23 protein-coding genes and 1 pseudogene are annotated in these 26106 nt (G+C 60.2%); 14 read left to right on the top strand and 10 right to left on the bottom strand.

The annotated features are described in order from the left end of the window. The first annotated feature begins 52 nt into the window (after window positions 1-52). The 11 genes from ROS217_RS20260 to ROS217_RS20215 all read left to right on the top strand — a co-directional run bounded on the left by ROS217_RS20260 (window position 53) and on the right by ROS217_RS20215 (window position 11149). The gene (locus ROS217_RS20260; RefSeq protein ID WP_040652017.1) at window positions 53-931 is read left to right on the top strand and encodes a LysR family transcriptional regulator; all 879 of its coding nucleotides are present in this window, start codon (window positions 53-55) and stop codon (window positions 929-931) included. Window positions 932-1232: 301 nt separating this feature from the next. Beyond that, the gene (locus ROS217_RS20255; RefSeq protein WP_009819689.1) at window positions 1233-1622 is read left to right on the top strand and encodes a DUF3768 domain-containing protein; all 390 of its coding nucleotides are present in this window, start codon (window positions 1233-1235) and stop codon (window positions 1620-1622) included. 158 nt (window positions 1623-1780) lie between these two features. Further along, a complete protein-coding gene (locus ROS217_RS20250; protein WP_009819688.1) occupies window positions 1781-3763 on the top strand; it encodes a ParB/RepB/Spo0J family partition protein in 1983 nt (660 codons plus the stop codon). A gap of 72 nt (window positions 3764-3835) precedes the next feature. Continuing rightward, entirely contained in the window at window positions 3836-4429 is a 594-nt protein-coding gene (locus ROS217_RS20245) for a hypothetical protein (RefSeq protein WP_009819687.1), read from the top strand. Continuing rightward, entirely contained in the window at window positions 4429-5082 is a 654-nt protein-coding gene (locus tag ROS217_RS20240) for a DUF6927 domain-containing protein (RefSeq protein ID WP_009819686.1), read from the top strand. The genes ROS217_RS20245 and ROS217_RS20240 overlap by 1 nt, the downstream gene beginning before the upstream one ends. 125 nt (window positions 5083-5207) lie before the next feature. Then, on the top strand, window positions 5208-5534 hold the full coding sequence (locus ROS217_RS20235; RefSeq protein WP_009819685.1) for a type II toxin-antitoxin system PrlF family antitoxin: 327 nt from the start codon (window positions 5208-5210) through the stop codon (window positions 5532-5534). Further along, complete coding sequence (locus ROS217_RS20230; RefSeq protein WP_009819684.1) at window positions 5531-6049, top strand: type II toxin-antitoxin system YhaV family toxin; 519 nt, start codon at window positions 5531-5533, stop codon at window positions 6047-6049. The genes ROS217_RS20235 and ROS217_RS20230 overlap by 4 nt, the downstream gene beginning before the upstream one ends. A 100-nt stretch (window positions 6050-6149) precedes the next feature. Beyond that, window positions 6150-6314: a hypothetical protein gene (locus ROS217_RS24465; RefSeq protein ID WP_009819683.1), complete on the top strand. Its 165-nt coding sequence runs from the start codon at window positions 6150-6152 to the stop codon at window positions 6312-6314. Beyond that, a complete protein-coding gene (locus ROS217_RS20225; protein WP_009819682.1) occupies window positions 6304-6456 on the top strand; it encodes an antitoxin PaaA2 family protein in 153 nt (50 codons plus the stop codon). The genes ROS217_RS24465 and ROS217_RS20225 overlap by 11 nt, the downstream gene beginning before the upstream one ends. Window positions 6457-6558: 102 nt before the next feature. Beyond that, the gene (locus ROS217_RS20220) at window positions 6559-10833 is read left to right on the top strand and encodes a bifunctional class I SAM-dependent methyltransferase/DEAD/DEAH box helicase (protein WP_009819681.1); all 4275 of its coding nucleotides are present in this window, start codon (window positions 6559-6561) and stop codon (window positions 10831-10833) included. A gap of 13 nt (window positions 10834-10846) precedes the next feature. Continuing rightward, window positions 10847-11149 (top strand): hypothetical protein, encoded by a 303-nt coding sequence (locus tag ROS217_RS20215; protein ID WP_009819680.1) that lies wholly within the window; start codon window positions 10847-10849, stop codon window positions 11147-11149. Window positions 11150-11189: 40 nt separating this feature from the next. Here ROS217_RS20215 and ROS217_RS23685 read toward each other — a convergent pair whose 3' ends face one another. Genes ROS217_RS23685 through ROS217_RS25045 form a run of 3 tightly spaced genes read right to left on the bottom strand, consistent with a single transcriptional unit; the run spans window position 11190 to window position 12168 of the window. Beyond that, complete coding sequence (locus ROS217_RS23685; protein WP_009819679.1) at window positions 11190-11441, bottom strand: transposase; 252 nt, start codon at window positions 11439-11441, stop codon at window positions 11190-11192. Continuing rightward, window positions 11438-11716 carry a transposase gene (locus ROS217_RS23680; protein WP_009819678.1) on the bottom strand — a complete coding sequence of 93 codons (279 nt, stop codon included), beginning with the start codon at window positions 11714-11716 and terminating at the stop codon, window positions 11438-11440. The genes ROS217_RS23685 and ROS217_RS23680 overlap by 4 nt, the downstream gene beginning before the upstream one ends. Continuing rightward, window positions 11713-12168 carry an IS110 family transposase gene (locus ROS217_RS25045; RefSeq protein ID WP_083781601.1) on the bottom strand — a complete coding sequence of 152 codons (456 nt, stop codon included), beginning with the start codon at window positions 12166-12168 and terminating at the stop codon, window positions 11713-11715. The genes ROS217_RS23680 and ROS217_RS25045 overlap by 4 nt, the downstream gene beginning before the upstream one ends. A gap of 275 nt (window positions 12169-12443) precedes the next feature. Between ROS217_RS25045 and ROS217_RS20205 the strand changes: the two genes are divergently transcribed. Further along, window positions 12444-13172, top strand: coding sequence for a DUF736 family protein (locus ROS217_RS20205; protein ID WP_009819676.1), 729 nt, complete (start codon window positions 12444-12446; stop codon window positions 13170-13172). Window positions 13173-13360: 188 nt separating this feature from the next. Then, window positions 13361-14400 (top strand): annotated as a pseudogene (locus ROS217_RS20200) (IS110 family transposase). Window positions 14401-14924: 524 nt separating this feature from the next. Here ROS217_RS20200 and ROS217_RS20195 read toward each other — a convergent pair. The 6 genes from ROS217_RS20195 to ROS217_RS20170 all read right to left on the bottom strand — a co-directional run bounded on the left by ROS217_RS20195 (window position 14925) and on the right by ROS217_RS20170 (window position 23287). Continuing rightward, entirely contained in the window at window positions 14925-18515 is a 3591-nt protein-coding gene (locus tag ROS217_RS20195; protein WP_009819672.1) for a hydantoinase B/oxoprolinase family protein, read from the bottom strand. Window positions 18516-18530: 15 nt separating this feature from the next. After that, window positions 18531-19814, bottom strand: a complete 1284-nt coding sequence (locus ROS217_RS20190; RefSeq protein WP_009819671.1) for a TRAP transporter large permease — start codon at window positions 19812-19814, stop codon at window positions 18531-18533. Beyond that, window positions 19811-20356, bottom strand: coding sequence for a TRAP transporter small permease subunit (locus ROS217_RS20185; RefSeq protein ID WP_009819670.1), 546 nt, complete (start codon window positions 20354-20356; stop codon window positions 19811-19813). The genes ROS217_RS20190 and ROS217_RS20185 overlap by 4 nt, the downstream gene beginning before the upstream one ends. 83 nt (window positions 20357-20439) lie before the next feature. Further along, window positions 20440-21471, bottom strand: coding sequence for a TRAP transporter substrate-binding protein (locus ROS217_RS20180; RefSeq protein WP_009819669.1), 1032 nt, complete (start codon window positions 21469-21471; stop codon window positions 20440-20442). Beyond that, window positions 21468-22328 carry a putative hydro-lyase gene (locus ROS217_RS20175; RefSeq protein ID WP_009819668.1) on the bottom strand — a complete coding sequence of 287 codons (861 nt, stop codon included), beginning with the start codon at window positions 22326-22328 and terminating at the stop codon, window positions 21468-21470. Before ROS217_RS20175 ends, ROS217_RS20180 begins: the two co-directional genes overlap by 4 nt. 86 nt (window positions 22329-22414) lie before the next feature. After that, the gene (locus ROS217_RS20170) at window positions 22415-23287 is read right to left on the bottom strand and encodes a LysR family transcriptional regulator (protein ID WP_009819667.1); all 873 of its coding nucleotides are present in this window, start codon (window positions 23285-23287) and stop codon (window positions 22415-22417) included. A 76-nt stretch (window positions 23288-23363) separates the two neighbouring features. On the opposite strand from ROS217_RS20170, the gene ROS217_RS20165 reads away from it, so the two are divergent. After that, a complete protein-coding gene (locus ROS217_RS20165; protein WP_009819666.1) occupies window positions 23364-24017 on the top strand; it encodes a DUF2848 domain-containing protein in 654 nt (217 codons plus the stop codon). Between the two features lie 712 nt (window positions 24018-24729). Here ROS217_RS20165 and ROS217_RS20160 read toward each other — a convergent pair. Continuing rightward, a complete protein-coding gene (locus ROS217_RS20160) occupies window positions 24730-25755 on the bottom strand; it encodes an IS110 family transposase (RefSeq protein WP_009819665.1) in 1026 nt (341 codons plus the stop codon). Window positions 25756-26106 lie beyond the last annotated feature (351 nt).

Below are 26106 nucleotides of genomic sequence, written 5' to 3'. Positions count from 1 at the left end.
CGGGCAAGAAAATACATTGTTTGATCAAAACCGTTCTGTTTAATATATGCAAATGGCAGAAATCAACTATCACCACCTGCGCTACTTTTGGGCCGTGGCCCATGATGGCAACCTTACGCGCACGGCAGAGCGGCTTAACCTGTCGCAATCTGCGGTGTCGGTTCAGATCAAGCAGCTTGAGGCGTCTCTTGGCCATCCGTTGTTCGAGCGACGCGGACGCCAACTGCTCCTGACCGAAGCGGGCCGTATCGCGCTGGATCATGCGGATTCCATCTTTGCTGCGGGGCGAGAGCTTGTTGGAACCTTGCAGGACAAAGGCCGCAGCCGTCAGGCGATCCGTATCGGGGCACTGGCCACCCTTTCGCGTAATTTTCATATGGAATTCTTGCGTCCGGTCCTTGGTCGGCAAGATGTAGAGATCGTCCTGCGCTCTGGTACGAGCGCGGATTTGTTGCAAGCGCTTGAGGCGCTCAGCCTTGACGTTGTGCTGATCAACCGATCCCCTGCGCGGGACGCGGTAACCCCCTTTGTATCGCACCGCTTATCAGAGCAACCTGTTAGTCTTGTGGGCACGCCTGCCTTGCTGGGCGACATGTCTGGCCTCAACGCGCTATTGACGCATTTACCGGTCATTCTTCCGACAGTGGATACCAGCGTGCGGACCGGCTTCGATGCGCTCGCCGACCGGCTTGGTATCCGTCCGCAGATCGCGGCCGAAGTCGAGGACATGGCAATGATGCGCCTTCTGGCACGCGAAGGCGTGGGCCTTGCAGTGCTGCCGCCCATTGTCGTTCAGGACGAACTGACCAACGGCAGGCTGATCCAGGCAGAGCGTTTGCCGGGCATCGGCGAGATTTTCTTTGCAGTGACATTATCGCGCCGCTTTCCCAATCCGATCCTTTCGGAATTACTTGAAGACCGTGCCCTTTAAGCGCACGTACGACATCTCCAGCACCTAAGGACACTCAACTCCGGTTTGAAAATCCGGTTCAGCAACAGATCACGTATACGCTTGAGGTAGATGGCCAAATTCCAACGTCGAAGAAACGCTCAGACGCGAGAGCTTTCCGAAACCTGCCATTGGCGCAGCCGCAGCGAAAGCAAACTTTGTCCCGCCAAGCGGACTTTCGCAACTGTTTGGGCCGGGCAGCTTTTGTCGGGAGTCTTCGACCAAGCGGAAAAGAAAAAGCGGGCTTTGAGAAGGGTGTTTCAACTTCTCAAAGGAGAGCCCCATGACCAGTACCGCTCAATCCCGGACAGACGGTCGGGATCCGACCGAGATCGCCGCGCAAAACGACGCGTTTCGCAAGCTCGCCTGTCTCGGGATCCCGCCCGCGCAGCCCATCCAGGGCCGCATGCATGTGACCCGCTCGCTCATGGAGGCCGGTGACGGCTTCATGGCCGAGGCGGTGAAGACCACCGGTGCGTTCGATACCTTCGAGCCCGAGAATGACCCGGAGGGCTGGCACGATTTCGGGGCGGTCGAGATCCGGGGCGAGACCGTGTTTTGGAAAATCGATCTCTATGAGGCGGATTCGGATTTCCGCTACGGTGCCGAGGCCCCGGACAATCCCGCCACGACCATGCGCGTGCTGACCATCATGCTGGCGCGCGACTGGTAGGGGAGGGGACTCCCCCCAGAACTTAGACCTCAAGCGATGAAGGACCACTGACCCCTCAGAGGGAAAGTGGGCCTTTTGTCGTGGTGATCCCTGAAGCCGGGGATTGGTCATGCGCGAGAACGCGCGGGCCACAGCTCACCCATCTGGAAGGATATCCCATGACCACAAGTTTCGCCCCTCTCACCGTCGCGATTGGCGATCTGACAGCACACCCCGCCAATGTGCGCAGCACCTCTCCTGAGACCTATGATCCCGAGAACATCGCGCATCTCAAAGCCAGCATCGCCGTTCTGGGCCTGCTCCAGCCGCTTCTCGTCCAGAAGACGGGCGGCAAATACGCCGTGCTCGCCGGCGGCCGACGTCACGCCGCGCTGAGGGAGCTGGTCGCTGACAAAGCTGCCAAGGGGTTCACCGCGAAGACCAAGGTGGACTGCCGCCTTGTGCCGGAGGATTGCGATGTCACCACGGCGCTGTCGCTCGCCGAGAACATCACCCAGGCGCCGATGAACGCAATCGACGAGTTCGAGGCCTTCGCCCGGATGATGGAGGTCGACGGCCAGACGCTCGAGACGATCGCCAAGACATTCGGCACGACCCTTGCCGCCGTCAAAGGCCGGTTGCGCTACGGGCTGATCCAGCCTGATATCCGCGCCGCAGCCCGGGCCAAGACGATCACGCTCGATACGATGAAGGCCTTTGCCGAGCACCCGAGCCAGGAGGTGCAGCGCGAGGTCTATGAGGCGCTCACAAAAGACGGCGGTTATCTGCAGGCCTACACCGTCCGTCAGGCGCTCAAATCACGCGGTGTGCAGGTCAGCGACGATATCGGGGCCTTCGTGCGCGAGGACTATGAGGCGCGCGGCGGGGCGATCGCGTCCGACCTTTTGGAGGAGCATTCCGTGCTCGAGGATGCCGCACTGGTCGAGACCATCCTGCTCGAGAAACTCATGGCCGCCGCCGAGGATGCCCGAATAAGGCTGGGCTTTGCCTGGGCCGATGCGATGGTCCGCTACGATTACGCGGCCATGGCCAACTATGGCCGCGTCTATCCCGGCCCGATCGAACCTGATGAACCTGCCCAGAAGCGCGTGGATGAGATCACCGCCGAGCTTGAGAGGTTGCAGCTCGAGATGGAGAACGAGGGGCTCGAGGACGATGCCTACAACGCCCTTTATGAGCGCGTGGACGCCTTCGAAGAGGAAGCCCGCGACCTGCAGGAGGCCTACAGCGCCGAGGACCTTGCCGGCGCTGGTGTGATTGCGTCGTGGTCGGGTGGCAATGTCGCGCTCCATGTGGGCCTTGTGCGCCCGGAGGACAACCCGAAGGAGGCGCGCGCGGGCGGCTCCTCGGCCAACACGACTGCGGAGGAAGCCCCGGACGCCGGTGAAATCACCTACCCGGCCTCGCTGGCTGAGGACCTCAAGACCGAGCGAGCCATGGCCCTTGGCGCCGCAATGGCGCTGCATCCGGAGGCCACGCTCGATCTGACACTCTTCAAGCTGGTGAGCGACGTTCTGGGTCGCGGCATGAGCGTCACGCAGGCGATCAAGGTAGAGGCTCGTAAGGAACATCGCAGCCACGCCAAGATGGACGAGATCAATGAGACCTCGCTCGAGCAGGTGGCGGTGGCGCATGATGCGCTTGATCTGTCTTGGCTCGATGACACCCGCGCGCCCGCCGATCAGTTCGCGGCGTTTCGCGCGCTCGATGCGGGTGAGAAGGCCAAACTCGTCGCCTATGCCACGGCCAGCACCACGCAGTCCTGTTTTGCGCGGGACCGGCAGCGTGACAGCCTGATGCATGACTTCGAGATCGAGATCATGCCCGACATTCGCGCGTATTGGACGCCGAACGCGGCGCTGTTCAATCGCTTCAAGAAGGCTTGGCTCCTGAAGATCCTCGGCGAAGATCTGGGCCTCGCCCAGGAGGCGGTGACGCTGGCCTCTTCGAGCAAGAAGGAGATCGTCGCCTTCTGCGACAAGCTCTTCGCCGAGCCCTTCGCCACGCTCACGGATGCGCAGCGCGCCGCCGTGGCCGCCTGGTGCCCGCCGATGATGCAGACCGCCGGTCTCGCCTGTGATGAGACGGTGCCCACTGCGGAAACCCCGGAGCCTGACAGCGAGGTCGCGCAGGCGGCCTGACGCATCAAGTGACCCGCGCGAGGCATTCCCCGCGCGGGTCGACCCTTCCAAACCGAACAGAAAGACATCCCCATGGCTATTCTCAAGTTTTCTGCCTCCGCCGTTGCGGCGCAGATCGCCCATGCGCGTGCCTGCAAGACCTTCCTGCCCAACTGGAACGGGCCCGTGGACAGGCCCGCTCTGATCCTCATCGTCGGCAATGGCGTGCATCTGCGCTCGAACGGCATCGATGGCACGACCACCCGCATCGTCACCACCGAGCAGGCCGATCCCTCCTTTGCCTTCGCCGACGGCATGAACCCGTTTCGCGACAGAGACTGGATGGCGCAGCGCCGCATGGCGTTTCGCGATCTGACCGGCCAGTTCTACACCGACATCCTCGACGATGTGCAGGTGCTGATCGATCGGGGGCAGGGGACGATCCGGCTCGCCACCGATGGCCACAGCATCCGCGTCTTCCTGCGTCGGGCCTCGGACTATCTCATCGGCGGGACCTACGAGGTGCCCTCGGGCCTTGGCGGCACCTTCCGGGTCATCCTCAAGGATGCCTGCGATATCTTTGCGATCGTGCAGAACTGCGGCAATTGCGAGGATTTCGACGCCATGCAGCCCTACCGCGTGCCGCTCGATGCCCTGATGGAGATTGATGATCGGAGGGCGGCGTGATGGGATGGCTCTTCTATACCGATCGCCGCGTCCAGACCTACGCGGATGAGAAAGCGGAGATCGCCCGGCTCTGCACCTGTCATGGCGACACGCGCAAAACCGAACTGGTCAAGGCCTGCAAGGTCGGCTCCACCTGGTATGCGGCGGCAAGGGTCACCAATCTCGACGGCACCGCTGTCGAAGACGCGACCTATGTGACCGATGCGGATGGCTCCATCACTTTCGGGGCTGTCTTCCTCACCCGATATGATGACGGCTGCTGGGGCTTCAAGGACATGGAGGAAAGCGCTGGCCCGAACGAGTCTCGTGCTCCCCTTGGGTTGATCGAGCTCCTCTCCGACCTGAAAGACCCGGACAGCTACGCCCAGGACTGGCGTCAGCGCTGCCGGGATTGGGCTGCGATCCCGGACTACGAGGAGGGTGACAAGATCAGGCTCGCCACCCCTGTGACGCTCACCGATGGCAGCACCTGCCAGATCGTCACCGCGACGCACTACAGGCGGGGGCGGCAAAAACGCCGCTGCTACCGCATCGAGGAAACCGGCGGGCTCGTACGGCTATCAAGGGCCTCACTTGCGGGCTCGGAACTGCTCAGCTCCGCGAAGGGTGCGGCCAGTCCCGTGCTGGCGGAGTATCTCGCGGGGCGAAATTAGGTTCTGCGTCGAACGGTTCATCGACCTGCCCGGCGACAGCAGATCCTGCGGCTTATCTTGACAGGGCAATGCAAGTGCATTACCTATCACATGAAGCAAAGACCCCATTCTTTCAGGAGACTGCCATGACAGCGCTCGCCCAAGATGTCTCGAAGCTCACCGATCGGTATCAGACGACCGTGCCAGCGGGTGTGCGCAAGCAGCTCAAGCTGGGCAAGGGCGACCAGATTCGCTACTGCACCGAGCCGAGTGGCAGGGTCTATATCGAGCCCGTGCGCACCGAAGAAGAAGATCCCGCGCTCGGCGCCTTTCTCGATTTTGTCGAGGCCGATATCAAGGCGCATCCGGAACGTGTTCGAGCGTTCGATGGGGCGTTGCATGACCGTCTTGCAGCACTGGTCGGAAACGTTGACGTCGATCTCGATGCGCCGCTGTCGCTCGAGGATGAATGAGCGGCGATAGCGTGCCCGACCAAGCGTCACTCGTCGTAAACGGATGGTCGATTTATGCGCATCCGCTCTTTCTGGACCAGCTCGAAGGGCTGACCCTGGAGGTCGAGGCGCATAAGGCACGCGATCCCAAGACCTGGCGCAAGAAAAATTCCACGAAACGGCTGGCCGCCATCTTCAAGCTGGTCACAGAGGCCATACCGGCGGACCCGGGTACCGCAGCCTTCCGGCAAGGCGGCACACTCGGCGATCACCGCAAGCACTGGTTCCGGGCGAAATTCTTCCAGCAGTATCGGTTATTCTACCGCTTCAACAGCGATGCGAAGGTCATCGTGGTGGCATGGGTGAATGACGACAAGACCCTGCGCGCCTACGGCAGCAAGACGGATGCATATGCGACGTTCAAAGCGATGCTGGAAGATGGCAATCCACCTGACAATTTCGACGCGCTCTTGAAAGAAGCTGCAGCGGCGGACAAGCGGTTCGAGAAATCCCTTGAAGCGGTGCCCGATCGGTAAGTGGCCAGTAGAAGGCTTGCTGTGACCCTATGGCACTATCGTTTACGACGCCACGCTGGAAAATGTAGCATCGGCTGATAATACGGTCGGAGAAAGCACAATGAATGAGACGGAAAAGGATAGGCAGCACCTCGGGCTAGAGGAGCAATGCGCGCCTGACCTGACGGGGCACCGTTTCCCAATTGCTGTGCGCGTTGCAGACATGCCCGATGACCTCGGCAAGCTGCTGGATATCGGGCTCGAGGAGCATTTCCGTGGCCGCTGAAGCGAATTCTTATGACGCGTGGTTTTGCGCGCAGGTGCAGGCCGCGCTGGAGGATGCACGCTCGGGAACATCTCAGGTTCAGGTGATGCAGGCCGCACAGGCATTGATTGATGCGAAGCGGCAGGTCGAACCCAAGTCCTGACCAAGCCTTGGAGGTCAGCGCGGTCTGATCGCGTCACCCTGAAAAGCAAAAGTGGGCTTTTTGTCCTTTGGAACTCAGACCCTGATCCAAAGGAAACCCTCCATGTCCAGGCCCAATCCGGCAAACACGGCTCTCTCAATCTCCGACGCTGATCTCGCCTCTGCCCTCGCGCAAATCGGCGCGGAGATCGACCACCAACCCCTGCGTAGCTCAGCGCTCGCGCGCATCATGCGCGAGACGTTTCATGGCAGCGATGCTGGCGGTGCCTGGGACTGGCGCATGGCCTATGACCTGATGCAGGCTGCGGCTGTTCAGATGCTGCTGGGTCGAGACGGCGCGGCAGGCGACATCGCCGCTGCAAAGCTGCTCGCCTCACGGCTCCTGACAGAGACGCGCCGGTCGGAGCAGCAGATCCGGCTGCAGCAGTTTTCCACGCCGCTGCCGTTTGCCGCCCTGGCGGAGCGGGCCGCGGCGATCCGCAAGGGCGAGACAGTGCTCGAGCCCTCCGCCGGCACGGGTGCCCTGGCTGGTTTCGCCGCCCGGGCTGGTGCCACGCTTTTGCTCAATGAGATCGATCCATTTCGTCAGCGCCTCCTGCGGGCCGTCTTTGGCGGCGATGTGACGGGTCACGACGGCGAACATATCGACGATCTGCTGCGGACGCCGGTTCTGCCCGACGTCGTGGTGATGAACCCGCCCTTTGCCTCCTCGGTCGATCGTTTCCGGGATAAACACATCGCCGCGAAACACCTCATTGCGGCTGCCAAACGCCTGGCAACTGGTGGCCGGCTGGTGGCGATCATGCCGGCGGGGTTCAGCCCGGAGCGTGATGCCGCGCATTGGTCGCGCGCCTGCGGCCTGCTCACGCCGCGCCTAGCGCTGACGATGCCCGGACAGGTTTACCGCAAGCTCGGCACCTCGGTGGAGACCCAGCTCATGGTCTTCGACAAGGTCCAAGAGGACGGCGAGCTCATCCGCGCCACAGTCCAGAATCTGGAGGAAGCCCTTCCTTTTGTCGACGCCGTGGCCGCAACCCGGCCCGAGGCGCGCCCCGCACAACGGGCGGCGCAGATCCTTCACGTGCGGCCGGTCGGTCCATCATCGGCCCCGCGCAAGACCGCCGCTTCACCCGTCGCCGTCACCAAACCCCAGGCGAATGCCGTCCGCCCGCTCACCTTCACGAGCTTCGATGTCCCGCGCGACAACACGCCTGTCTGGGACATCTATGCGCGCTACCGCCCGCAGCGGATCGAAATCGCAGGTGCGCAAGAACATCCCACGCCGCTGGTCGAGAGCATCGCCATGGCCTCTGTCGCGCCGCCGGTGCCCTCAGGCGCGTGCAGTGATGGCTTGCGCCTGCCCGCACGATTGATCGAGGAGGGACATCTCTCCGAGGCACAGCTCGAGACCATCATCATGGCGCATGATGCCCATGGACGTGACCTGCCGGGGCGGTTTACGATCGATGATGACCAGACCAAGCTGACGCGCTCCGATGATGACCCGGAGGCACGCGCCTATCGCCTTGGGTATTTCCTCGGCGACGGCACCGGTTGTGGCAAGGGCCGCGAATGCGCAGGGCTCATCCTCGTGAACTGGCTTGCCGGGCGCAGGAAGGCGATCTGGGTCTCCAAATCCGCCACGCTCATCGAGGACGCGATCCGCGACTGGACCGATCTCGGCGGCTCGCCCGCCGACATCCAGCCGCTCTCGAAATGGAAACCGGACCAACCGATCCAGATGGGTGACGGTATCCTTTTTGTGACCTACGCCACGCTGCGCTCGGCGGGCAAATGCGGCACCACGCGGCTGAGCCAGATCTTTGAGTGGATGGGCGAGGGCTTCGAGGGCGTGCTGGCCTTTGACGAGGCCCATGCCATGCAGAACGCGGCAGGGTCCGAGCAGGGCAGGGGGGTCAAACCCTCGCAGCAGGGTCTTGCAGGCCTGCGGCTGCAACTCGCGGCACCGCGCGCCCGCGTCTTCTACATCTCGGCAACGGGCGCCACCAGCGTCCACAACCTCGCCTATGCAGCGCGTCTCGGTCTCTGGGGGCAGGGGCCGGAATACCCCTTCCCAAGCCGCGAGAGTTTCGTCTCGGCCATGGAAGCCGGCGGCGTGGCCGCCATGGAGGTGGTCGCGCGCGATCTCAAGACGCTTGGCCTCTACACGGCCCGCGCGCTCAGCTTCGATGGCGTGGAGTATGACGTTCTCGAACACGCGCTGACCCCGGCCCAGATCGAGATCTACGACGCCTATGCGGGCGCCTTCCGCACGATCCACCACAATTTCGAAGCGGCGCTGACAGCCACCGGCGTCAATGACGCCTCGGGCGAGACCAATGCGTCGGCCGCACGCGCCTCGGCCAAGTCCCGGTTTGAAAGCACCAAGCAGCGTTTCTTCAACCACCTCCTGATGGGCATGAAAGCCCCGAGCATCATCCGCGCCATCGAGGAAGATCTGGCGGCGGGCAAGGCTTGCGTCATCCAGGTGGTCTCGACGGGTGAAAGCCTGCTGAAACGCCGGCTCGAGACGATGGATCCGGAGGATGAACTCGTCGAGGGTGCCTTGACGCCGCGCGACTACGTCTTGGGCTACCTCGAACAGGCCTTCCCGATCCATGCGCAAAAGCTGGTCGAGATCGACGGCAATATGGTGGCCGAGCCGCTCCGCGATGAGACTGGCGCGCTGGTTGTCTCGCGTGAGGCGCTCGCTTTGCGTGACGCGGCCATGATGGAGTTGATGACGCTGGCGCCAATCCCTTCGGCGCTGGATCAGATCCTCTGGGCGTTGGGAGACGAGGCTGTTGCCGAGGTCACGGGGCGCGCCGTCCGTCCTTTGAAGGCAGAGGACGGCCACCTCTTCATCGAAAAGCGCGCCGCCAGCAGCAATTCCTCCGAGACCCAGGCCTACATGGACGGCGAGAAGGATGTCCTGATCTTCTCGGATGCGGGCGGCACGGGCCGCTCCTATCACGCGGCGCAAACGGCGAAGAACCAGAAGCGGCGGCGGCACTACCTGCTGGAGCCCGGCTGGCGTGCCGATGCGGCCATCCAGGGGCTCGGCCGCACGCATCGCTCGGCGCAGGTCAGCGCGCCCTTCTTTCGGGTCTGCACCTCGGATGTGCATGGCGAGAAACGCTTCACCTCGACGATTGCTAAGCGTCTCGACCAGCTCGGGGCCTTGACGAAGGGCCAGCGGGAAACCGGCTCGCAAGGCATGTTCCGCGAGGAGGACAATCTCGAAAGCCCGATCGCGCGGGCGGCGCTGCGCGGGTATTACGCCGATCTTGCTGCCGGACGGGCCGAGGCGATGAGCTATGAGTGCTTCACCGACTGGACGGCCCTGCGGCTGATCGACAAGGACGGGGTGCTGCTTGAAGAGCTTCCCCCGATCCAGCGGTTTCTCAACCGGGTGCTTGCGCTGCCCATCCACATGCAGAACGCGCTCTTTGCCGAATTCATGAACCGGATCGCCGATCAGACCGAACGGGCGCGGGCGGCGGGCACGCTCGATCTCGGCGTCGAAACCCTGCGCGGCGAGAAGATCGAGCAGGTCTCCACCGAGGATCTCTGGACCTGCCCGAAATCCGGCGCGGTGACGCGGATCATCGGGCTCGAGGTGACGGACCCGGTCCATGTTCTGGACGCCAAAGAGGCCATGTCGCGCAATCCCGACAAGCTGCCGATGGTCAATCGCGCCTCCGGTCGCGCGGCGCTCATCTCGGCGCGCCCTATGCAGATGTATGACGAGGACATTGTCGCGCTGATGCGCAAAGCGGTGCGACCAAACGGGTCGAGCTATCTCGAAGAGACGCGGTTCGAGTCCTCCGCCTGGGAAGAGATCGGGCAACCCGAGTTTGCACGGCTTTGGGATGCCGAGGCTGCCGCCCTTCCCAAAACCACCACGACCAAGCTCTACCTGCTGACCGGGCTGCTGTTGCCAATCTGGAAGGACATTCCGACCACCAATGAGCGAATCTACAGGGTTACACCCGACGGTGCGACCGCCATGATCGGGCGCACGCTGAGCGAGAACGGGGCGGCCGCGCTGCGCGCGCGCTTCCTCGTCTCCAATCCGCAAACGCCAGAGGAGATGTTGACCGCCGCCCTCGGCACCACCGCGCCTGTCGATCTGGGCCGAGGGATGACCCTGACCCGTCGCCGTGTCGCAGGCGAGATGCGCCTTGAGCTTGGCGGTGCGGATAGGGGAATGATCGACGGCCTGAAGGCTCTGGGCTGCTTCACCGAGATCATCGCCTTCCAGCTTCGGGTGTTCCTGCCGCATGGGGACGGGATCGACACAGCGGGCATTCTGGCCCGGATTGCGGGTCAGTCATCAGACGCTACAGAAGACGTGGCTCCAGTGGCAGCAGAATAGCGAGGAGGATCGCATGACACTCGATGAAATCAAAGCCGCTGTCGATGCCGGCCAGACCGTGCATTGGGCCAATACCAGTTACGTTGTCCACAAGGACCGGCTCGATCAGTACCTCATCACCTATGTGCCGAACGGCAGCTGCATCGGCCTGACCGACCGGGAAGGGCAACGGTTGAACGGCAAAGAGGCGGAGTTTTTCATCGCGCGATCGAAGGACGGCGCGGAAAATCCGGGCAGCCAATCAAGACCAGACGGGCAGGGCAGGGACGTAGCACCCGGAGGCGCGGGGACATTCCCACTCGGACGGCAGCTCTGACCCGTGGGCGGGGCTGAAAGGAAAGCATCTGTCTTGAAATTCAAGGCTGCGTTTCTGACCAAAGCCGATTTTCGCTGAGAAGCGTGTTCGCGAGTATGAGGAGCTTTCTCATCACAGCGGTGATTGCAACTTTGAAAGGTTTGCCGGCTTTCTTGAGACGCTGATAGAACGCGGCCATGTCCTTGTTCCAGCGGATCGCGACGACTGCAGCCATATACATGACGTCCCTCACTGGTTTGCGTCCGCCGCCTATCCTGCGTTTTCCGCGGAAGCTGCCTGAATCACGGTTCATGGGCGCGACACCGGAGAGAGATGCAACTGCTTGGCATTGGCGCCGCCCAGTTCGTTCAGCTCGGAGATCAGAGTTGCTGCTGTGGTCAGGTCAATGCCCGGGATCGATGTAAGAATTTCGTGCTTTCGTTTGATGCCATCGTCTTCCTCAATCAATTCGGCCAATAGCTTTTCGAGATCTTTGCAATGACGCTGGCACAAAGAAATGCGCGCCTCGATCTGCGCGGTCACCAGTTCGTCCAGTGTCTGTGTTTCTTGTTGTTTCAGGATCTTCATTTCATCGACGATTTGCCTGCGAGCGACTGTAATCTCTGCAATTTTTGCTTGCAGCTTGGAAGGCGCGTGCTCGCCGGAGGTCGAACTCTGTCACCATATTCAGCCAGGATTTGCGCATCGATCCTGTCGGTCTTGGCCAGGCGGCCGACCGATCTCGCGAAGTTCCTGCTCCGAGCTGGGTTCGCGACAGCAGTCTTAACGCCAGCTTTATGAAGCGTTTCATGCGCCAATCTGTGATAGCGTCCTGTCGCCTCAAGGATCACAAGATCTGCGTCGTGATCTCGGCAGACTTTGACCAGTTCAGCTACGCCTCCAGCGTCATTCTTGAAGCTGTGATGATTGCCAGCTGGGGAAACATACGCATCCAGGTGATCTTTGCTAACGTCGACCCCAATGACGATGAATGGGGACGTCGCCGTTGTGATGGTCTTCTTTTCTTGTATCCGGGACATCGGTGACTCCCCTCCATCTGTTCAGAACAATTCCATCTTTGGAAGCCGACCATTCTTTCCTTCGGTACGTTATTACCCGCAGGCTTTCGGTCCGACTTCCCCCGGGATGGTTAGCAATGCCGTTCCCAGATTACGACGTTCCGCTTGGGGAACCGTCGCACCATTAAAGATACAAGCAGGCTTTCTGATTTGTGATCCCACGAGGGGTCGAGAAAGCAATCCCGGATGTGCTGGCAAGGACGTCAGGCACCGGCCAACCGAAAAGGAACCATCCTATGTTCGCAGGAACCCTCACCCGCAATGTCGAGACCGCAGCCGCTCAGTACACCGGCATGATCCACTCCACGCGCTTTGACATCGCCATCCAGCTCGAAACCCGCCCGAAGATGTCCGCGCGCAGCCCCGATTACGACGTGACGGCGATCAACAAGTCGGGCCGCAAGGTGCGCATCGGCACGGCCTGGAATGAGACCGGCAACACCAGCGGCAACCCCTACATCTCGATGCAGATCGATGTCGGCCTCGGCCCCTTCCGGGTCAACGCGGTGCAGACCAAAGAGGCGCGCGCGGTCCAGAGCGGCGAATTCGAGATCATCCCGCTGGTCTCAAACGGCCTGATGAAATCCGGGTCGATCTCGGGTGAGCTCACCGCAATGGACGCGGACAACGCCTTCACCGGCTACATCGCCAACATGATGTTCGATCTGGAGTTCATGCTGATCGAGAACAGCTACAAATCCGAGGAGACCCACCCCGATTATCGCATCGAGGTCAGCTCGCCCCGGGGCACGCCGATCCGGGTCGGCTCGGCCTGGATGGCCAAGAGCAGCCGCACGGGCAATGACTACCTGTCGCTGCTGATCAACACGCCCGATGGTGACCTGCGCGTCAACGCCGTGCAGAACGAAGAACAGCGCGGCGGGCAGACCTTCTCGATCATCCCGTTCATCGACAGCGGTGAGCAGCCGCAGGACGTGGGTGCTGGGCTGTCGCTGGTCGCGTGACCTTGGCATGAGGACAAAAGACCTGAACCGAAAGGGGAGCCGTGGGTCCACGGTTCCCTTTTTCCATGTGCGTTTGCGTGAAGGACCATTCGACACCAAGCGCTGTCAGTGAGCTAATGGGATGAACTACCTTCCCACCAAACCGCTGCTACTGTGGCGAGCGTAGGTGGAGAGAGAGGATCATTCTGATGGATATCGAAGTATTGGGCATTGATTTGGGCAAGACCGTTTGTAGTCTTGCCGGGCTGGACGCAGCAGGAGCGGTGGTGTTTCGCAAGCGCCTCCAGCGGCATCGACTGCTGGATTTTCTGGATCGACTTGCACCCTGTGTTGTTGCGATGGAAGCCTGTGGCGGCGCACATCACATTGGGCGCTTTTGTCTTCAGAAGGGGCATGAGCCCCGACTGATGTCGCCGCTCTACGTCCGTCCCTATGTGAAGGTTCACAAGAACGATGATCGTGACGCGGAGGCCATTGCCGAAGCGGCGACGCGCCCGACGATGTCATTCGTTGGTATCAAATCGGAGGAGCAGCTTGATCTTCAAGCTCTGCACCGTGCGCGGGAGCGTTTGGTGTCGGACAGGACGCGGCCGATCAATCAAGGCCGCGGCTTCCTGATGGAACGCGGTATCCGGGTTGGAGTGGGACGACACGTCTTCCAAATGGAACTGACCAGATTGACCGCGGAGGGCAGTGACGATCTTTGACGCCGAATGCTCATGCTTCTGTCTGATATGGCGTCAGAGCTGGACGTGATCAATAACCGGATCGCGGCCATTGATGCCGAGATCAAGGCTCTGGCCAAGGCGGATGCAGCTATGCAGCAGCTATGCAGCCGTTGATGGAGATCCCTGGCGTCGGCCCGACAATTGCGACTGCGCTCGTGGCCGCTGTCGGCACTGGAAGCAGTTTTGGCAAAGGGCGTGATCTCGCCGCATGGCTCGGTCTCGTGCCGCGGCATATCACGACGGGTGGCAAGGCCAAGCTTATCGGCATCTCGAAGCATGGCAATCGATACTTGCGCAAACTGTTCATTCACGGAGCCCGAACGGTGCTGCATCTCCTGCGCGACAGGGCGTCGCCAATAACGGCCTGGGCAGGCGGCTTGAAGGAGCGAGCGCATGTGAATGTCGCGGCGGTTGCCATGGCCAACAAGATGGCGCGTATCGCCTGGGCTGTGTTGACGAAGGGTGAGCGGTATCGGCCCAATGCACTGAGCGGCCTGTAGTCGGGCGGAAGCACAACTGAGGGCAAAGAAATCTGCGAGCGAGGAGGAGATGGACCAACGACCGATTGGCGTCTTGTCAGTCTGACGGCGAGTATGGCCCCAGAGTGCCGATGAGCTAACGAGACACAGGACGCACGACTTCCCATCTTGGTCAGGGGCAAATCGAACCGCCCTAAGAAAAACCGAATACATAGAAGCAGGGTCAGCGGCGCATCGACAAATCACTTGCAGGGGAAGGCAGTTCATACATACTCCCCAATTGTTGGACAGGATCTGGCGTAAATTAAGCTACTCTTTGCACCTGTTGATCGAGTTGCGTGACTTCGATTTGCAAATTCGCACCTGCAAACCCCTGCTGACAACCGACAGTCGCCCGTGTGGCATTCTGGACGGTAGTAGCTCAAACATGGCGCAACGTACGACCGCAGTCAGCACCTTTGCTGACTGTCAGTTCGCGCCACATGTACAGAAGTTTGACCGTCACGGATGACGGGAAAAGATATCCTGATTTCACATGCATCCTTTCATTTGCCGAATCCCCCACCACCGGGTGTTTCCATTACGAACACGTCATCCGCAGCCATCTGGGTTTGGTCGTTGCCTTGCAAGGCCTCGATCTGGCCAGTGGCACGTTCCACGCTGTTCAAGCCGGGCTGCCCATCGGCGCCACCTGCAGCCCCCGCAGCGCCCCTCTTTCGGTGTGATGAAAGAACCGTGACTGATGCGGGTTCCAGAAACCGCAGGCGCCGGACGATACCGGCCCCGCCTGCCCACTTTCCCGCACCGCCCGATCCATGACGGATTGAAAATTCATCAAGGCGCACGGGGAACCGGGTTTCCAACACCTCGGGATCGGTCATGCGCGTGTTGGTCATGTGGCTATGCACGGCGCAGGTGCCGGCAAAACTATCGCCTGCACCTGTTCCGCCACAGATCGTTTCATAATTCTGATAGACTTCGTTGCCGTAAACAAAGTTGTTCATCGTTCCCTGACTTCCAGCAATTACCCCAAGCGCACCATACAACGTGTCGGCAATGGCCTGAGACACCTCGGTGTTGCCGGAGATCACGGCGGCGGGATAGGCCGGGTTGATCATCGACCCTTCCGGAACCCGAAGCTTCAGTGGTTTCAGGCAGCCTTCGTTCATTGGAATGTCGGAACCCACAAGTGTGCGGAAGACATACAGCACAACGGCCCGGCAGATCGCCAATGGAGCGTTATAGTTGAATTCATCCTGTCCGGATGTCCCCGAGAAATCAATGATCGCCGATCGCGCCGCATGGTCGACGGTGATGGCAACCTTGATCTGTTTGCCGGAGTCCAGAGTGTAGACGTTGCTGCAATCCTTCAAAACGTCTAGCACACATCGCACCGATTCTTCGGCGTTGTCCTGGACGTGGCGCATGTAGGCAGCGACTACCTCGGCCCCAAACTGCCCCGTAAGCTTTATCAATTCGGTCTGGCCGGTGGCATTTGCGGCGATCTGGGCGGACAGGTCGGCCATGTTCTGGTCGATGTTGCGACAGGGGTATTTGCCCGAGGCCAGCAGCTCCCGCGTCAATGCACCTTGCAATGTGCCCGCCTTGACCAGCCGGAAATTCTCGATCAGCACGCCTTCTTCATCGATGTGGCGGCTGTCGGGCGGGGCCGAACCCGGGGTCTTACCACCGATATCTGCATGGTGGCCGCGGGATGCGACGGTGTAGAGGATTTTCTGCCCGACCTCGTCAAAGACGGGCGTGATCACTGTCACATCCGGCAGGTGGGTGCCACCGTTGTAGGGGTTGTTCATCATGAACACATCACCGGGGGCAATGGTACCCTTGTTTTGCGCCAGCACGACGCGCACGGATTCCGACATCGATCCGAGGTGGACCGGGACATGGGGGGCGTTGGCCACCAGATCGCCATTCACATCGAAGATCGCGCAGGAAAAATCGTACCGTTCCTTGATGTTGACCGAATAGGCGGTGTTGGCTAGGGTGGCCCCCATCTGGTCGGCAATCGACATGAACTTGTTGTTGAACACCTCCAGCAAGACGGGATCAACCTGAGTGCCGACTGCTTCGGCGCGGTCGAGCTTTGTGACGCGGGTCAGCATCAGATCTCCACCCGCAATGCACTCGGCACGCCAGCCCGGCTCGACAATGTTGGTGCCAGTGGGTTCAGTCAGGATGGCCGGGCCGTCGACTTTGTCGCCAAGGCGCAGCTTGGTGCGGTCGTGCACGGGCACATCGCCCCAGGCGCCTTCGCTAAACATTCGGGCCATGTCCCCGGGCGTGGCATCCGGCAGGTCGGGGGCCGCCATGCTGACCTGCTCGCCGGTTGTGCCGATCGCCTCTGCGGTCAGCAAATCGATGATCAGATCCTTGTAGTCGGGCACAAAACCGAATTGCGCCCGGTGGGTCGCTTCGAAATCGCGGGCCATTTGGTCGGCAGATCCGAACGGCACGGCCAATGTTTGATGCGCGCCTTCCGTTCGCAGATGGGCTTGGCGCTCGACGGTGATGTTGTCTGAAGCAATGCCTTGATCGGCAACCTCGGCGATGCCCTCTTGGGACAGCTTGTCCAGTGCTGCTTCTGCCAGATTGTGGTCCGATAGCGGTCCGCTGAACTGGTGTTCTCGGATCGCGCGCACGTCAGCCAGACCCATCCCAAAGGCGGACAGAACACCGGCAAAGGGGTGGATAAAGATCTTTTCCATTCCCAGCACATCGGCGACAAGGCAGGCGTGTTGCCCGCCAGCACCACCAAAGCAGTTCATGGTATATTTGGTCACGTCATAGCCCCGCTGCACGCTGATTTTCTTAATCGCGTTGGCCATATTTTCGACCGCAATGCGCAGGAAGCCTGTGGCCAGATCCTCGACCGGGCGGGGTGGTTCGCCTGTTTCGTCGGCGATCTGCTGCGCCATGGTGGCGAACTTCGTACGGGCGGCCTCGACGTCAAGGGGTTGGTCGCTGCCTGGACCAAAGACATGGGGAAACCGGTCTGGCTGGACCTTGCCAAGTAGGACGTTGCAATCAGTCACGGTCAGCGGCCCGCCCCGCCGATAGCTTGCGGGACCAGGGTTGGCGCCCGCACTATCGGGCCCAACCTGCAGACGGCCTTGGGAAAACGACAGGATCGAACCGCCACCTGCGGCGACTGTATGGATCGACATCATCGGCGCGCGCATCCGTACGCCCGCGACTTCGGTTTCAAAGCTGCGTTCAAAGGACCCCGCGTAGTGGCACACATCGGTCGAGGTGCCCCCCATGTCGAACCCGATCAGCTTGTCGATCTGATGAGCGGCGGCGGTCTGCACCATGCCTACGACGCCACCAGCGGGGCCAGAAAGGATTGCATCCTTACCCTGAAACAGATTTGCATCGGTCAACCCGCCGTTGGACTGCATGAACATCAAAGGTGCGGACTTGCCATCCACCGTCTTGAGCGCATCGCGCACCTGATTGACGTAACGCCGAAGGATGGGGGATAAGTAGGCATCGACCACCGCAGTGTCGCCCCTGCCCACCAGTTTGATCAGCGGGCTGGCGGCATGGGACAGCGATACTTGGGTGAAACCGATTTCTTGTGCAATTTTACCGATCTGCTGTTCGTGCGCCGGAAAGCGGTAGCTGTGCATGAGGGCCACGGCGACGGCACGGGTTCCAGAGTCGTGTGCGGATTGCAGTGCTGCGCGGACAACAGTTTCGTCCAGTGGGCGGACCACTTCGCCGCTTGCGGCCAGACGTTCTGTCACCTCGATGACTTCGGTATGTAGCAGTTCTGGCAGCACGATGTGCAGATCGAACAGGCGCGGCCGGTTCTGATAGCCGATCCGCAGGATGTCACCTAAGCCGCTGTTGGTGACCAGGACGACCGCTTCCCCCTTGCGCTCGAGTAGCGCGTTGGTCGCCACGGTTGTGCCCATTTTGACCGCCCCGATCAGCCCCGCAGGAATGGGGTCGCTAGGGCCTAGGCCCAGCAGGCTGCGGATGCCATGGACGGCAGCGTCCTCATAGGCCTCGGGGTTTTCTGAGAGAAGCTTGTGCGTCCTGACGTCGCCCTCAGGAGTGCGTGCAACGATGTCGGTGAAGGTGCCCCCACGGTCGACCCAGAATTGCCACATGGAACATCTCCTCTATCAGTTCAAAAGGGCGGGCAGAAACAATGCGATCTGTGGAAAAATGAGCAAGGCCGCGGCCATGAGCAGCAAAACAAAAGCATAGGGAATGACCCCCAGCATGACATCGGATAGGTTGCCCGAGGTGCGCGCGGCTTGGACCACATACAGATTGAGGCCCACGGGCGGTGTGATCAGCGCCATTTCCACAAGCACGATCATCAGGATGCCAAACCAGACCGGATCATACCCGAGCTGGATGACCAAGGGCACCATGATCGGGATTGTCACCACCATCAGCGACAGTGTTTCGATGAAGAAGCCCAGCACGATGTAAATCAAGACGATTACCAGCATTGTCGAGACAGCCGACAGACCCAAGCCATTCAGGAAGTCCTGCAATTCACGGCCCAATCCGGCCGAGGCGAGGGTGAAGTTCAAGAAAGACGCACCAATCACGATCAGCATGATCATCGATGTGATCTTGACCGTGCCCAACGTCGCCTGACCCACCATCGCCAAGTCTACGCGTCCAAAAAAGAAGGCGATGATGAAGGCCCCGGCCACGCCCACGGCAGCGGCTTCGGTAGGCGTGGCCCATCCTTTGTAGATCGACCCGACGATTGCGGCGAACAGCAACAGGATCGGCACCAGTTGGACAAGCGCGCGCATCATGATTGACAGCGGGAAACTGCGGCGTTCCCCTCCCAAAGACGGGCGCAGGGCGCAGATGATCGCGGTTATCACAACGAATGCCAGCGCAAGCCCAAGACCGGGGATCAGGCCGGCTAGGAATAGTTGCGGGATCGAGGTTTGCGTCAGAAAGCCGTAAACGATGAGGTTGATCGAGGGCGGGATCATAATGCCCAGCGTGCCTCCAGCCGCGATGGCCCCGGAAAACAGCTTGGGATCGTAGCCGAGCTTTTCGGCCTGCGGCATTGCCACGGTGGCCACGGTCGCCGCAGTTGCCACGGACGAACCCGAGATTGCCGAAAACATGGTCGCCGTCGCGACGTTGGCATGGATCAGACCACCGGGCAACCACGACACCCATTTGTCGAGGGCGGCATAGGTGCGGGCAGCTACACCGCTGCGTACGAGGATTTCGCCCAACAGCACAAAGAAGGGAATGGCGATCAGCGTGGCCGAGTTCGATGACGACCACACCAGCGCTCCAAGACCGCGCAGCAACGGAAAAGAGCTAAAGAATTGGTCGATCCCCATGCCAAGCAGGAACAGGACGACCCCGACGGGAATGGACAGGGCCAGCAGACCCAGAAGCCCAACGGCGGTATATGTTATCATCGCATGTCCGCCTCGCCAAAGGCCCCGATAGCCTGTTCCGACTCCGCGAAACGGCCCTGCAGTATCAACGCAAGCGCCGACAGTGTGGTCAGCGTCGACACGATGCCGAACCAGACCCACCCTGCGAACCACGGACCCTGCACCCAGATCAGCGGCGTTTCTAGCGGGGTATTCGCAGTGGATGAATTGGTGATCGACCTTTCAAGCACCGGCCAGCAATGATAGGCGATGACCAGCACGACAGCGGTCATCACGATCATGGAAAAGATATCGAACAACGAACGTCCAAGCGGATTCGCCTTTTGGCGCAGCAGGTCGATGCGCACATGACTTAGTTCGAGCAAGGCAAAGCCCATACCCCAGGCTGTCGCGATGGCCATGACATAGCCACTTATATCGTCTGTGCCGCCGAACGAGGTGCCGAACTGGCGCAACACAATATCGGCAAGAACGAATGCTGCACAGGCCAGCAGCATGATACCGATCAGATAAGCCACACCCCGGTTGAGGGTGCGCATGAGGTGCAAGACACTGTCGGCCATGGCCGCTTCTCCTTTTACGTGGGAGGATGACATGGCAGTCGGGCAGCAGTTGCAGCCGCCCGACCGGCTTAGGGAGCATCAGGTCAGGGAATGGTGACGCCTACGGTGGCACCCACGCTGTCGTTCCACCGAGCCTTCCATTTGTCACCAGCGCGTTCCGCCCATTCAGGCAATACTTCGGTTGTCAGAATTTCCCGCGCCTTCGCTTCATCCTCCGGCGTCACAGCCACGAGCGTCATGCCGCGCACGTCACCGCCAGTACATTCGCCTTCGCCGGTCAGGCAAGCGATGTCGTTGGTCAGTGCGTTCTGGGCGGAGGCCCATGCTGGGTCTTCGAAGTTTGCCTTGATTTCGGTCTGGATAAGGGTCTGCATCTCTGGTGTCAGGCTGTTCCACTTGTCCATGTTGATGGCCGTGACGACCGGGTCCCAGCCACCCAGTGCAATCGGCATCAGGTGCGTGGAGACTTCCCACCAGCCAGCTGAATAGCCGGACCCTGCGCCGGTCACCGCGCAATCGACAACGCCCTTTTGCAGAGCGCCGGGAACCTCGGCGAAGGACACGTTGATGCCTTCGGCCCCGAGGGCTTCAAGAAACTTCGCCGTCATGCGCCCGGAAGCCCTGATCTTCATGCCTGCCAGATCATCAAGATTGCTGATTTCGGCGTTGCAAAACACAACTTGTGGCGGGTAGGGCGCAATCGCCAGCACTTTGCTGTTGAAACGTGTCGCAAAGATGTCATCAATCATCGGACGCGCCGCTTCGACCATGGCGCGGGCTTCTTCCGCATTACCGCTCAACATTGGCACATCGAGGCCTTCAAGCTCGGGTGCGTCGGCAACAGCGTAATCCGCCACAGTCATGCCGACATCATAGACGCCCTGTCCGAGAAGCGCATAAATATCGCCGACGCCTAAATTCATCTGATCGTGCGTTGTCATTTCGATAACGATCTCGCCATCGGAAGCCGCTGGCAGGGTTTCGGTCCAGAATGGCACTTCGTATTCATTGTTTAGCGGAAGGCTCGACCAGCTACCAACAACGGCTAGTGTTTCAGCCAGAGCGGGTGACGCCAAGGTCGTGGTCATCGCAAGCAAAGTCAGTGTCTTTTTCATGTTTGGTTCTCCTTGTTGGTAGGTTCGACGGGTCTTAGTCCCGACAGAATGTTTGTGTCGTCGCGTTCGCCCGCGTCTGCGATCAGCATGCAGCCGGGCTTGTGAGTGATGCACAGCGGCAGGTTTGCCGCGCGCAAGACGTTCTGAGGGGTCACGCCGCAGGCCCAGTATACCGGCACCTCGTCTTGAGTGACGGGCACGGGCTCGCCCCAATCGGGTCGCTGCAGATCAGCGATGCCGACGTCTGCTGGATCGCCTACCGCAACCGGTGCACCGTGAGCCTGCGGAAACTGGGCGCTGATCCGGATCGCGTCATCGACGCGGGTCCGCGGAATCGGGCGCATGGTAATGACCATGGTTCCTGAAAACGGCCCCGCAGGCGTCAACTGGATGTTGGAATTATACATTGGCACGGTCGTGTCGCGTTCGATATGCTTCACAGGTATTCCCGCCGCCACGAGGGCGTTTTCAAAGGTGAAGGAACACCCAATCGCTACACCAACAAGATCGTCGCGCCATAGATCGATGATGTCGGATTGCTCGCCGGTCAACACGCCGTCACGAAAGGTGCGATACTGTGGCACATCTGTACGAATGTCGATGTCGTGCCCCAACGTCGGCATCATCGGATCGCCCCTGTTGGTTATGCCCACGACAGGGCATGGCTTGGGGTTTCTCTGACAGAAGGTCAGAAAGTCCAATGCGTATTGTGCAGGCAGGATTGCCAGATTGCATTGCAACTTACCCTGCGCCAGCCCTGCGGTATGCCGGGTCCAAGTCCCGCCTCGGATTGCCTGACGGACGTCTGAGGCCGGCTGGGTCCGCAGTATTTCATAGGTGATCTGATCCAAGGCCATTCACACTCCCCGTGACGCAAGGAAAGGGTTGCACAGGCAAATGAGCAATTCAAATTATCAATTTCGATCAGTTTCTATAAATAGTTTTAATTCATTGCCTGCCATTCCTTCGCGGCTTGCAAGGCAATAACCGCCCCATCCTCGGCTAGAAAATTGCGCGGCTCTCCTAGGTAGGAGGCAGTAAACGCCAGTGGACTGACAGATAAACCGGGGTCGAATTCGATGATCCGCCCTTCGGCGATCAGCTTGCCAGCCAGCGCGCGGGGAAATGGCCCGACCGCTGAACCCGCAGCAATAATCTGCAGGCTGGCTGACAACGAGGTGGAGGTAAAGACACGCACGCTGGGACTGACATGGCGGGCCAGCAACGTCATCAGTTCACGGTAAGGGCGCGTCTTGGCTGAGAACGAGATCACGGGCGTCGTCGCCAGATCGACAGGCGCGCTGTCCGCCGCACAATACCAGTGCAGATCGAACGGCGGCAGCGCTATGTTTTCGACGGAAAATTCCGATACTGGCCCCATTAGTAGCGCCAGATCAAGCCGGCGCGTCAGAAGCGATTCGCGCAGGTCAGTCGAGATGTCGACCGTCAGGTCGATGTTGATCCGCGGATAAACGGCGCTGAACGCCTTCAGAAAGTCAGGTAGCCAGCTTTGCGCGATGGTCTCCGACGCGCCTATCCGGAACAACCCAGTCAATCCCGCCGTATCGGCCACATGCTTGCGGATCTCGTCCTGCACGAACAGCATCTGCCTAGCATAGGACAACAACAACGTGCCCTGCCGTGTCAACGTCAAGCCGCTCCCGTCCCGCTCAAAGAGCGGCGTCGCAAGCTCCTCCTCCAGTTTGGCGATGCGGGTCGAGATGGCCGGCTGCGTCAGATGAAGTTGTTCGGCAGCCTTTCGGAACCCGCCAAGCCGGGCAACCCACAGGAAAGCGGTGATTTGATCCAGCGTCATGGAAGGGTGTCCAAAGCTTGCATGTCGGTCAGGTTAGCGGTTTGTAGGCGGCAAGCCAGCCCCGAAAGGATCCGTGATGCAGTTCGAGACACCCACCGGCCCGCAAAGCTTTCGTATCAACGCATTAATTGTCGCAGGATGGACTGGACGCGATACTGCCGCTGTCCGGCACCATATAGAAGAACTTGTGGAAATTGGCGTCCCCCCTCCGACGACAACACCGCTTTTCTACCGCATTGGGACGAATCTGCTATGTCAGTCTGACCGGATCGAAGTACTCGGAAATGAAACGTCTGGCGAGGCAGAGCCGCTGATCATTATCTCCAACGATCAAATCTGGCTTGGCCTCGGGTCCGATCATACCGACCGTGGGCTCGAAGCTGTGTCGGTCGCGGCCTCAAAGCAGGCCTGCCCAAAACCTGTAGCAGCGGATTTGTGGCGGTGGAGCGACGTCGAGGATCGGCTGGATGACCTGACGCTGGTGTCTGAAATTTTCGAGGATGGCGGCTGGGTCACCTATCAATTTGGCACGCTGGCCGCAATCAGGCCGCTGGCTGAGTTGATCGACGCAACCGCCATGCCTGACAACGCGGCGATGATGTGCGGCACGCTGACCGCCATTGGCGGAGTCCGCGCCGCAGACCGGTTCAGGGCGCGTCTGCATGATCCCATGACCGGACGCACGATTTCGTTGGGCTATAACTGCATACGTCTCCCAGTCGTTGCGTGACGGTGCGCACTCACGCCACCGCCCGTGTAGCGCTGCTTGCCGCAGACAGTCATTTGAATACCAGCCCGTGGCCGCCGGTCTGTTTAGATTTTTGCATCAAGTTCGCACTATGAGCCCCGCATGAGAAGTGCAGTGCTTAAATGGCAGCAAAGCAACAGCAGATCGGCTGGTGGAAGGCAGCTTCGCGCCCTTCATCTTCCAAAGGCCGGGCAGGTGTGTGCAACTTTGCACCGTCTGTTCTCTGCGCACTGCTACCTTTCGACTTCAACGCGACGAGTGGCCGCTTATGAAGAATGCTGCGTATGCAATGCCGCAAGGCTACTAACGGTTCGCCGTCCATCCCGCATGATGTTGCGCATATGAGCGCTTTTGCGGATCCGTGTCGTTTTGGATGCGGGAGCACTGCCCCATCAACTTTGACTTGAGCCTGTTGGCCTTCTATGGTTGCCGCCCGTTATGCAAGAAGTATCTGACGTCGCGAGGTGGGATCGAGTGCGGTCTTCTATCTGGCCTTAGTGTGCGGCGTCTGATATGCCGCTGGCCGGTATGGTGATCAGCGGAGCAGGCCTCAATCTCCCCTGCGGGCTCGTGCGCCCTAGGCCGTAAACTGGTTTTCCCACTCCCGATCTTTTCGATCCGTTTCCCATTCAATTTCTCGATTTCTCACACCTCCCGTTTCCCGGCGTCAGGTTATCTGATTGAGTTTATATGCTCAGACCAGAACACCCTGGGCCGGTTCCCGATAGTCCTCTTTTTTTGTCAGCATCGCCCAGATCATTCGAGCCATCTTGTTCGCCAAAGCCACCGCTACCAGCATCTTCGGTTTCCGGTCCAGCATCCTAGCCAGCCATGATCCTGGTTTTATTCCCAGGCGGCCGCGCGGGGTGAGCCGTGCCATGGCGCCAATAATCAGCAAGCGTCTTATGTCCTTTTGCCCTGCTTTGGACATGCGCCCAAGTCGGGTCTTTCCGCCCGTCGAATTCTGCCGCGGCACAAGTCCCAGCCAGGCTGCGAAGTCGCGTCCCTTTCTGAAGTTGTCCATCTGTGGCGCAAATGCTTCAATCGCCAGCGCTGTCATTGGCCCAAGACCGGGCATCGACTGGAGCCGCCGTGTCATGTCCGACTTTGTTGAAAGGGCCGCGATCTTTCGGGTCTTGGCATTGATCCGGTCCGTTGTCTCAGCGATCAGTTCAGTCAAATCCCGACATTCCTCCAGAACCAACGGGTCAAGGTCTGACTCGGGGTCGTCGAGCATAACATGAACGCGAGTAAAATGATGTGTCCCCTGTGGGAAGACGAACCCTTGTTCATAAAGTACACCTCGTAGGACGTTCATCAGCTCGGTGCGGTGGTGGACGAGGCGGTCGCGTGCCCGAAACAGAACCGCCCGTGCCTGCTGCGTTGCAGATTTGGGCTCAACAAACCGCATTTCAGGCCGTTGTGCTGCGCCGACAATCGCTTCGGCATCTGCTGCGTCATTCTTTTGTCGCTTCACAAATGGACGAACATATTGCGGGGGGATCAGCTTAACTTGGTGACCCAGTTTCCGCATCTCTCTCGCCCAAAAATGAGCGCTCCCGCAACATTCAAGTACCACCGTTGCCGGGCTATGCTCAGACATGAATCTTAGAAACTGCGCCAGCGTCAGTTTCTTGCGAAACAGAACTTCACCGGTCATTGTCGCGCCGTGAAGCTGAAAAACTGACTTTGCCAAGTCGACACCGATCATAGTATTCATAATTTGCCGTCCTCTCCGTTTATGGCTCTACGATCCACATCTTGGCACATTGCGATGCCGTTCCGGGAGGGCGGCAACCATTCCATCTCCCCAGCTCGGCTTCGCGTGTCGCAGGGGAGAACGGCCCTTCGGTCCGTCGCGCATTCGGCCATGCGGCCTCACCGCGGCGTCGCGCCTGGCATCCCGGTTTGCCCGCCTCGCGAGCACGTCGCTCCCCGGCCGCTCCGCCGGATTGCGCTCTGGTCTGTTTTGCGGGGCAAAACGATCCCGCCGCTCCATCCGTCTCCCGCACCCGGTCGCGTCGTTTGCCTGCTCGGGTCGGGCAAACCTACCATCAAAACACACACACAT

The sequence above is a fragment of the Roseovarius sp. 217 genome (assembly GCF_000152845.1).
Lineage (GTDB): Bacteria > Pseudomonadota > Alphaproteobacteria > Rhodobacterales > Rhodobacteraceae > Roseovarius.
The sequence above is the reverse complement of the archived record's forward strand: the minus strand, read 5'-3'. Positions and strand labels throughout refer to the sequence as shown.

Coding starts and splice junctions, on each gene's coding strand:
- ROS217_RS20260 (WP_040652017.1), top strand. CDS start 53: ATGGCAGAAATCAACTATCACCACCTGCGCTACTTTTGGGCCGTGGCC.
- ROS217_RS20255 (WP_009819689.1), top strand. CDS start 1,233: ATGACCAGTACCGCTCAATCCCGGACAGACGGTCGGGATCCGACCGAG.
- ROS217_RS20250 (WP_009819688.1), top strand. CDS start 1,781: ATGACCACAAGTTTCGCCCCTCTCACCGTCGCGATTGGCGATCTGACA.
- ROS217_RS20245 (WP_009819687.1), top strand. CDS start 3,836: ATGGCTATTCTCAAGTTTTCTGCCTCCGCCGTTGCGGCGCAGATCGCC.
- ROS217_RS20240 (WP_009819686.1), top strand. CDS start 4,429: ATGGGATGGCTCTTCTATACCGATCGCCGCGTCCAGACCTACGCGGAT.
- ROS217_RS20235 (WP_009819685.1), top strand. CDS start 5,208: ATGACAGCGCTCGCCCAAGATGTCTCGAAGCTCACCGATCGGTATCAG.
- ROS217_RS20230 (WP_009819684.1), top strand. CDS start 5,531: ATGAGCGGCGATAGCGTGCCCGACCAAGCGTCACTCGTCGTAAACGGA.
- ROS217_RS24465 (WP_009819683.1), top strand. CDS start 6,150: ATGAATGAGACGGAAAAGGATAGGCAGCACCTCGGGCTAGAGGAGCAA.
- ROS217_RS20220 (WP_009819681.1), top strand. CDS start 6,559: ATGTCCAGGCCCAATCCGGCAAACACGGCTCTCTCAATCTCCGACGCT.
- ROS217_RS20215 (WP_009819680.1), top strand. CDS start 10,847: ATGACACTCGATGAAATCAAAGCCGCTGTCGATGCCGGCCAGACCGTG.
- ROS217_RS23685 (WP_009819679.1), bottom strand. CDS start 11,441: ATGAACCGTGATTCAGGCAGCTTCCGCGGAAAACGCAGGATAGGCGGC.
- ROS217_RS23680 (WP_009819678.1), bottom strand. CDS start 11,716: ATGAAGATCCTGAAACAACAAGAAACACAGACACTGGACGAACTGGTG.
- ROS217_RS25045 (WP_083781601.1), bottom strand. CDS start 12,168: ATGTCCCGGATACAAGAAAAGAAGACCATCACAACGGCGACGTCCCCA.
- ROS217_RS20205 (WP_009819676.1), top strand. CDS start 12,444: ATGTTCGCAGGAACCCTCACCCGCAATGTCGAGACCGCAGCCGCTCAG.
- ROS217_RS20195 (WP_009819672.1), bottom strand. CDS start 18,515: ATGTGGCAATTCTGGGTCGACCGTGGGGGCACCTTCACCGACATCGTT.
- ROS217_RS20190 (WP_009819671.1), bottom strand. CDS start 19,814: ATGATAACATATACCGCCGTTGGGCTTCTGGGTCTGCTGGCCCTGTCC.
- ROS217_RS20185 (WP_009819670.1), bottom strand. CDS start 20,356: ATGGCCGACAGTGTCTTGCACCTCATGCGCACCCTCAACCGGGGTGTG.
- ROS217_RS20180 (WP_009819669.1), bottom strand. CDS start 21,471: ATGAAAAAGACACTGACTTTGCTTGCGATGACCACGACCTTGGCGTCA.
- ROS217_RS20175 (WP_009819668.1), bottom strand. CDS start 22,328: ATGGCCTTGGATCAGATCACCTATGAAATACTGCGGACCCAGCCGGCC.
- ROS217_RS20170 (WP_009819667.1), bottom strand. CDS start 23,287: ATGACGCTGGATCAAATCACCGCTTTCCTGTGGGTTGCCCGGCTTGGC.
- ROS217_RS20165 (WP_009819666.1), top strand. CDS start 23,364: ATGCAGTTCGAGACACCCACCGGCCCGCAAAGCTTTCGTATCAACGCA.
- ROS217_RS20160 (WP_009819665.1), bottom strand. CDS start 25,755: ATGAATACTATGATCGGTGTCGACTTGGCAAAGTCAGTTTTTCAGCTT.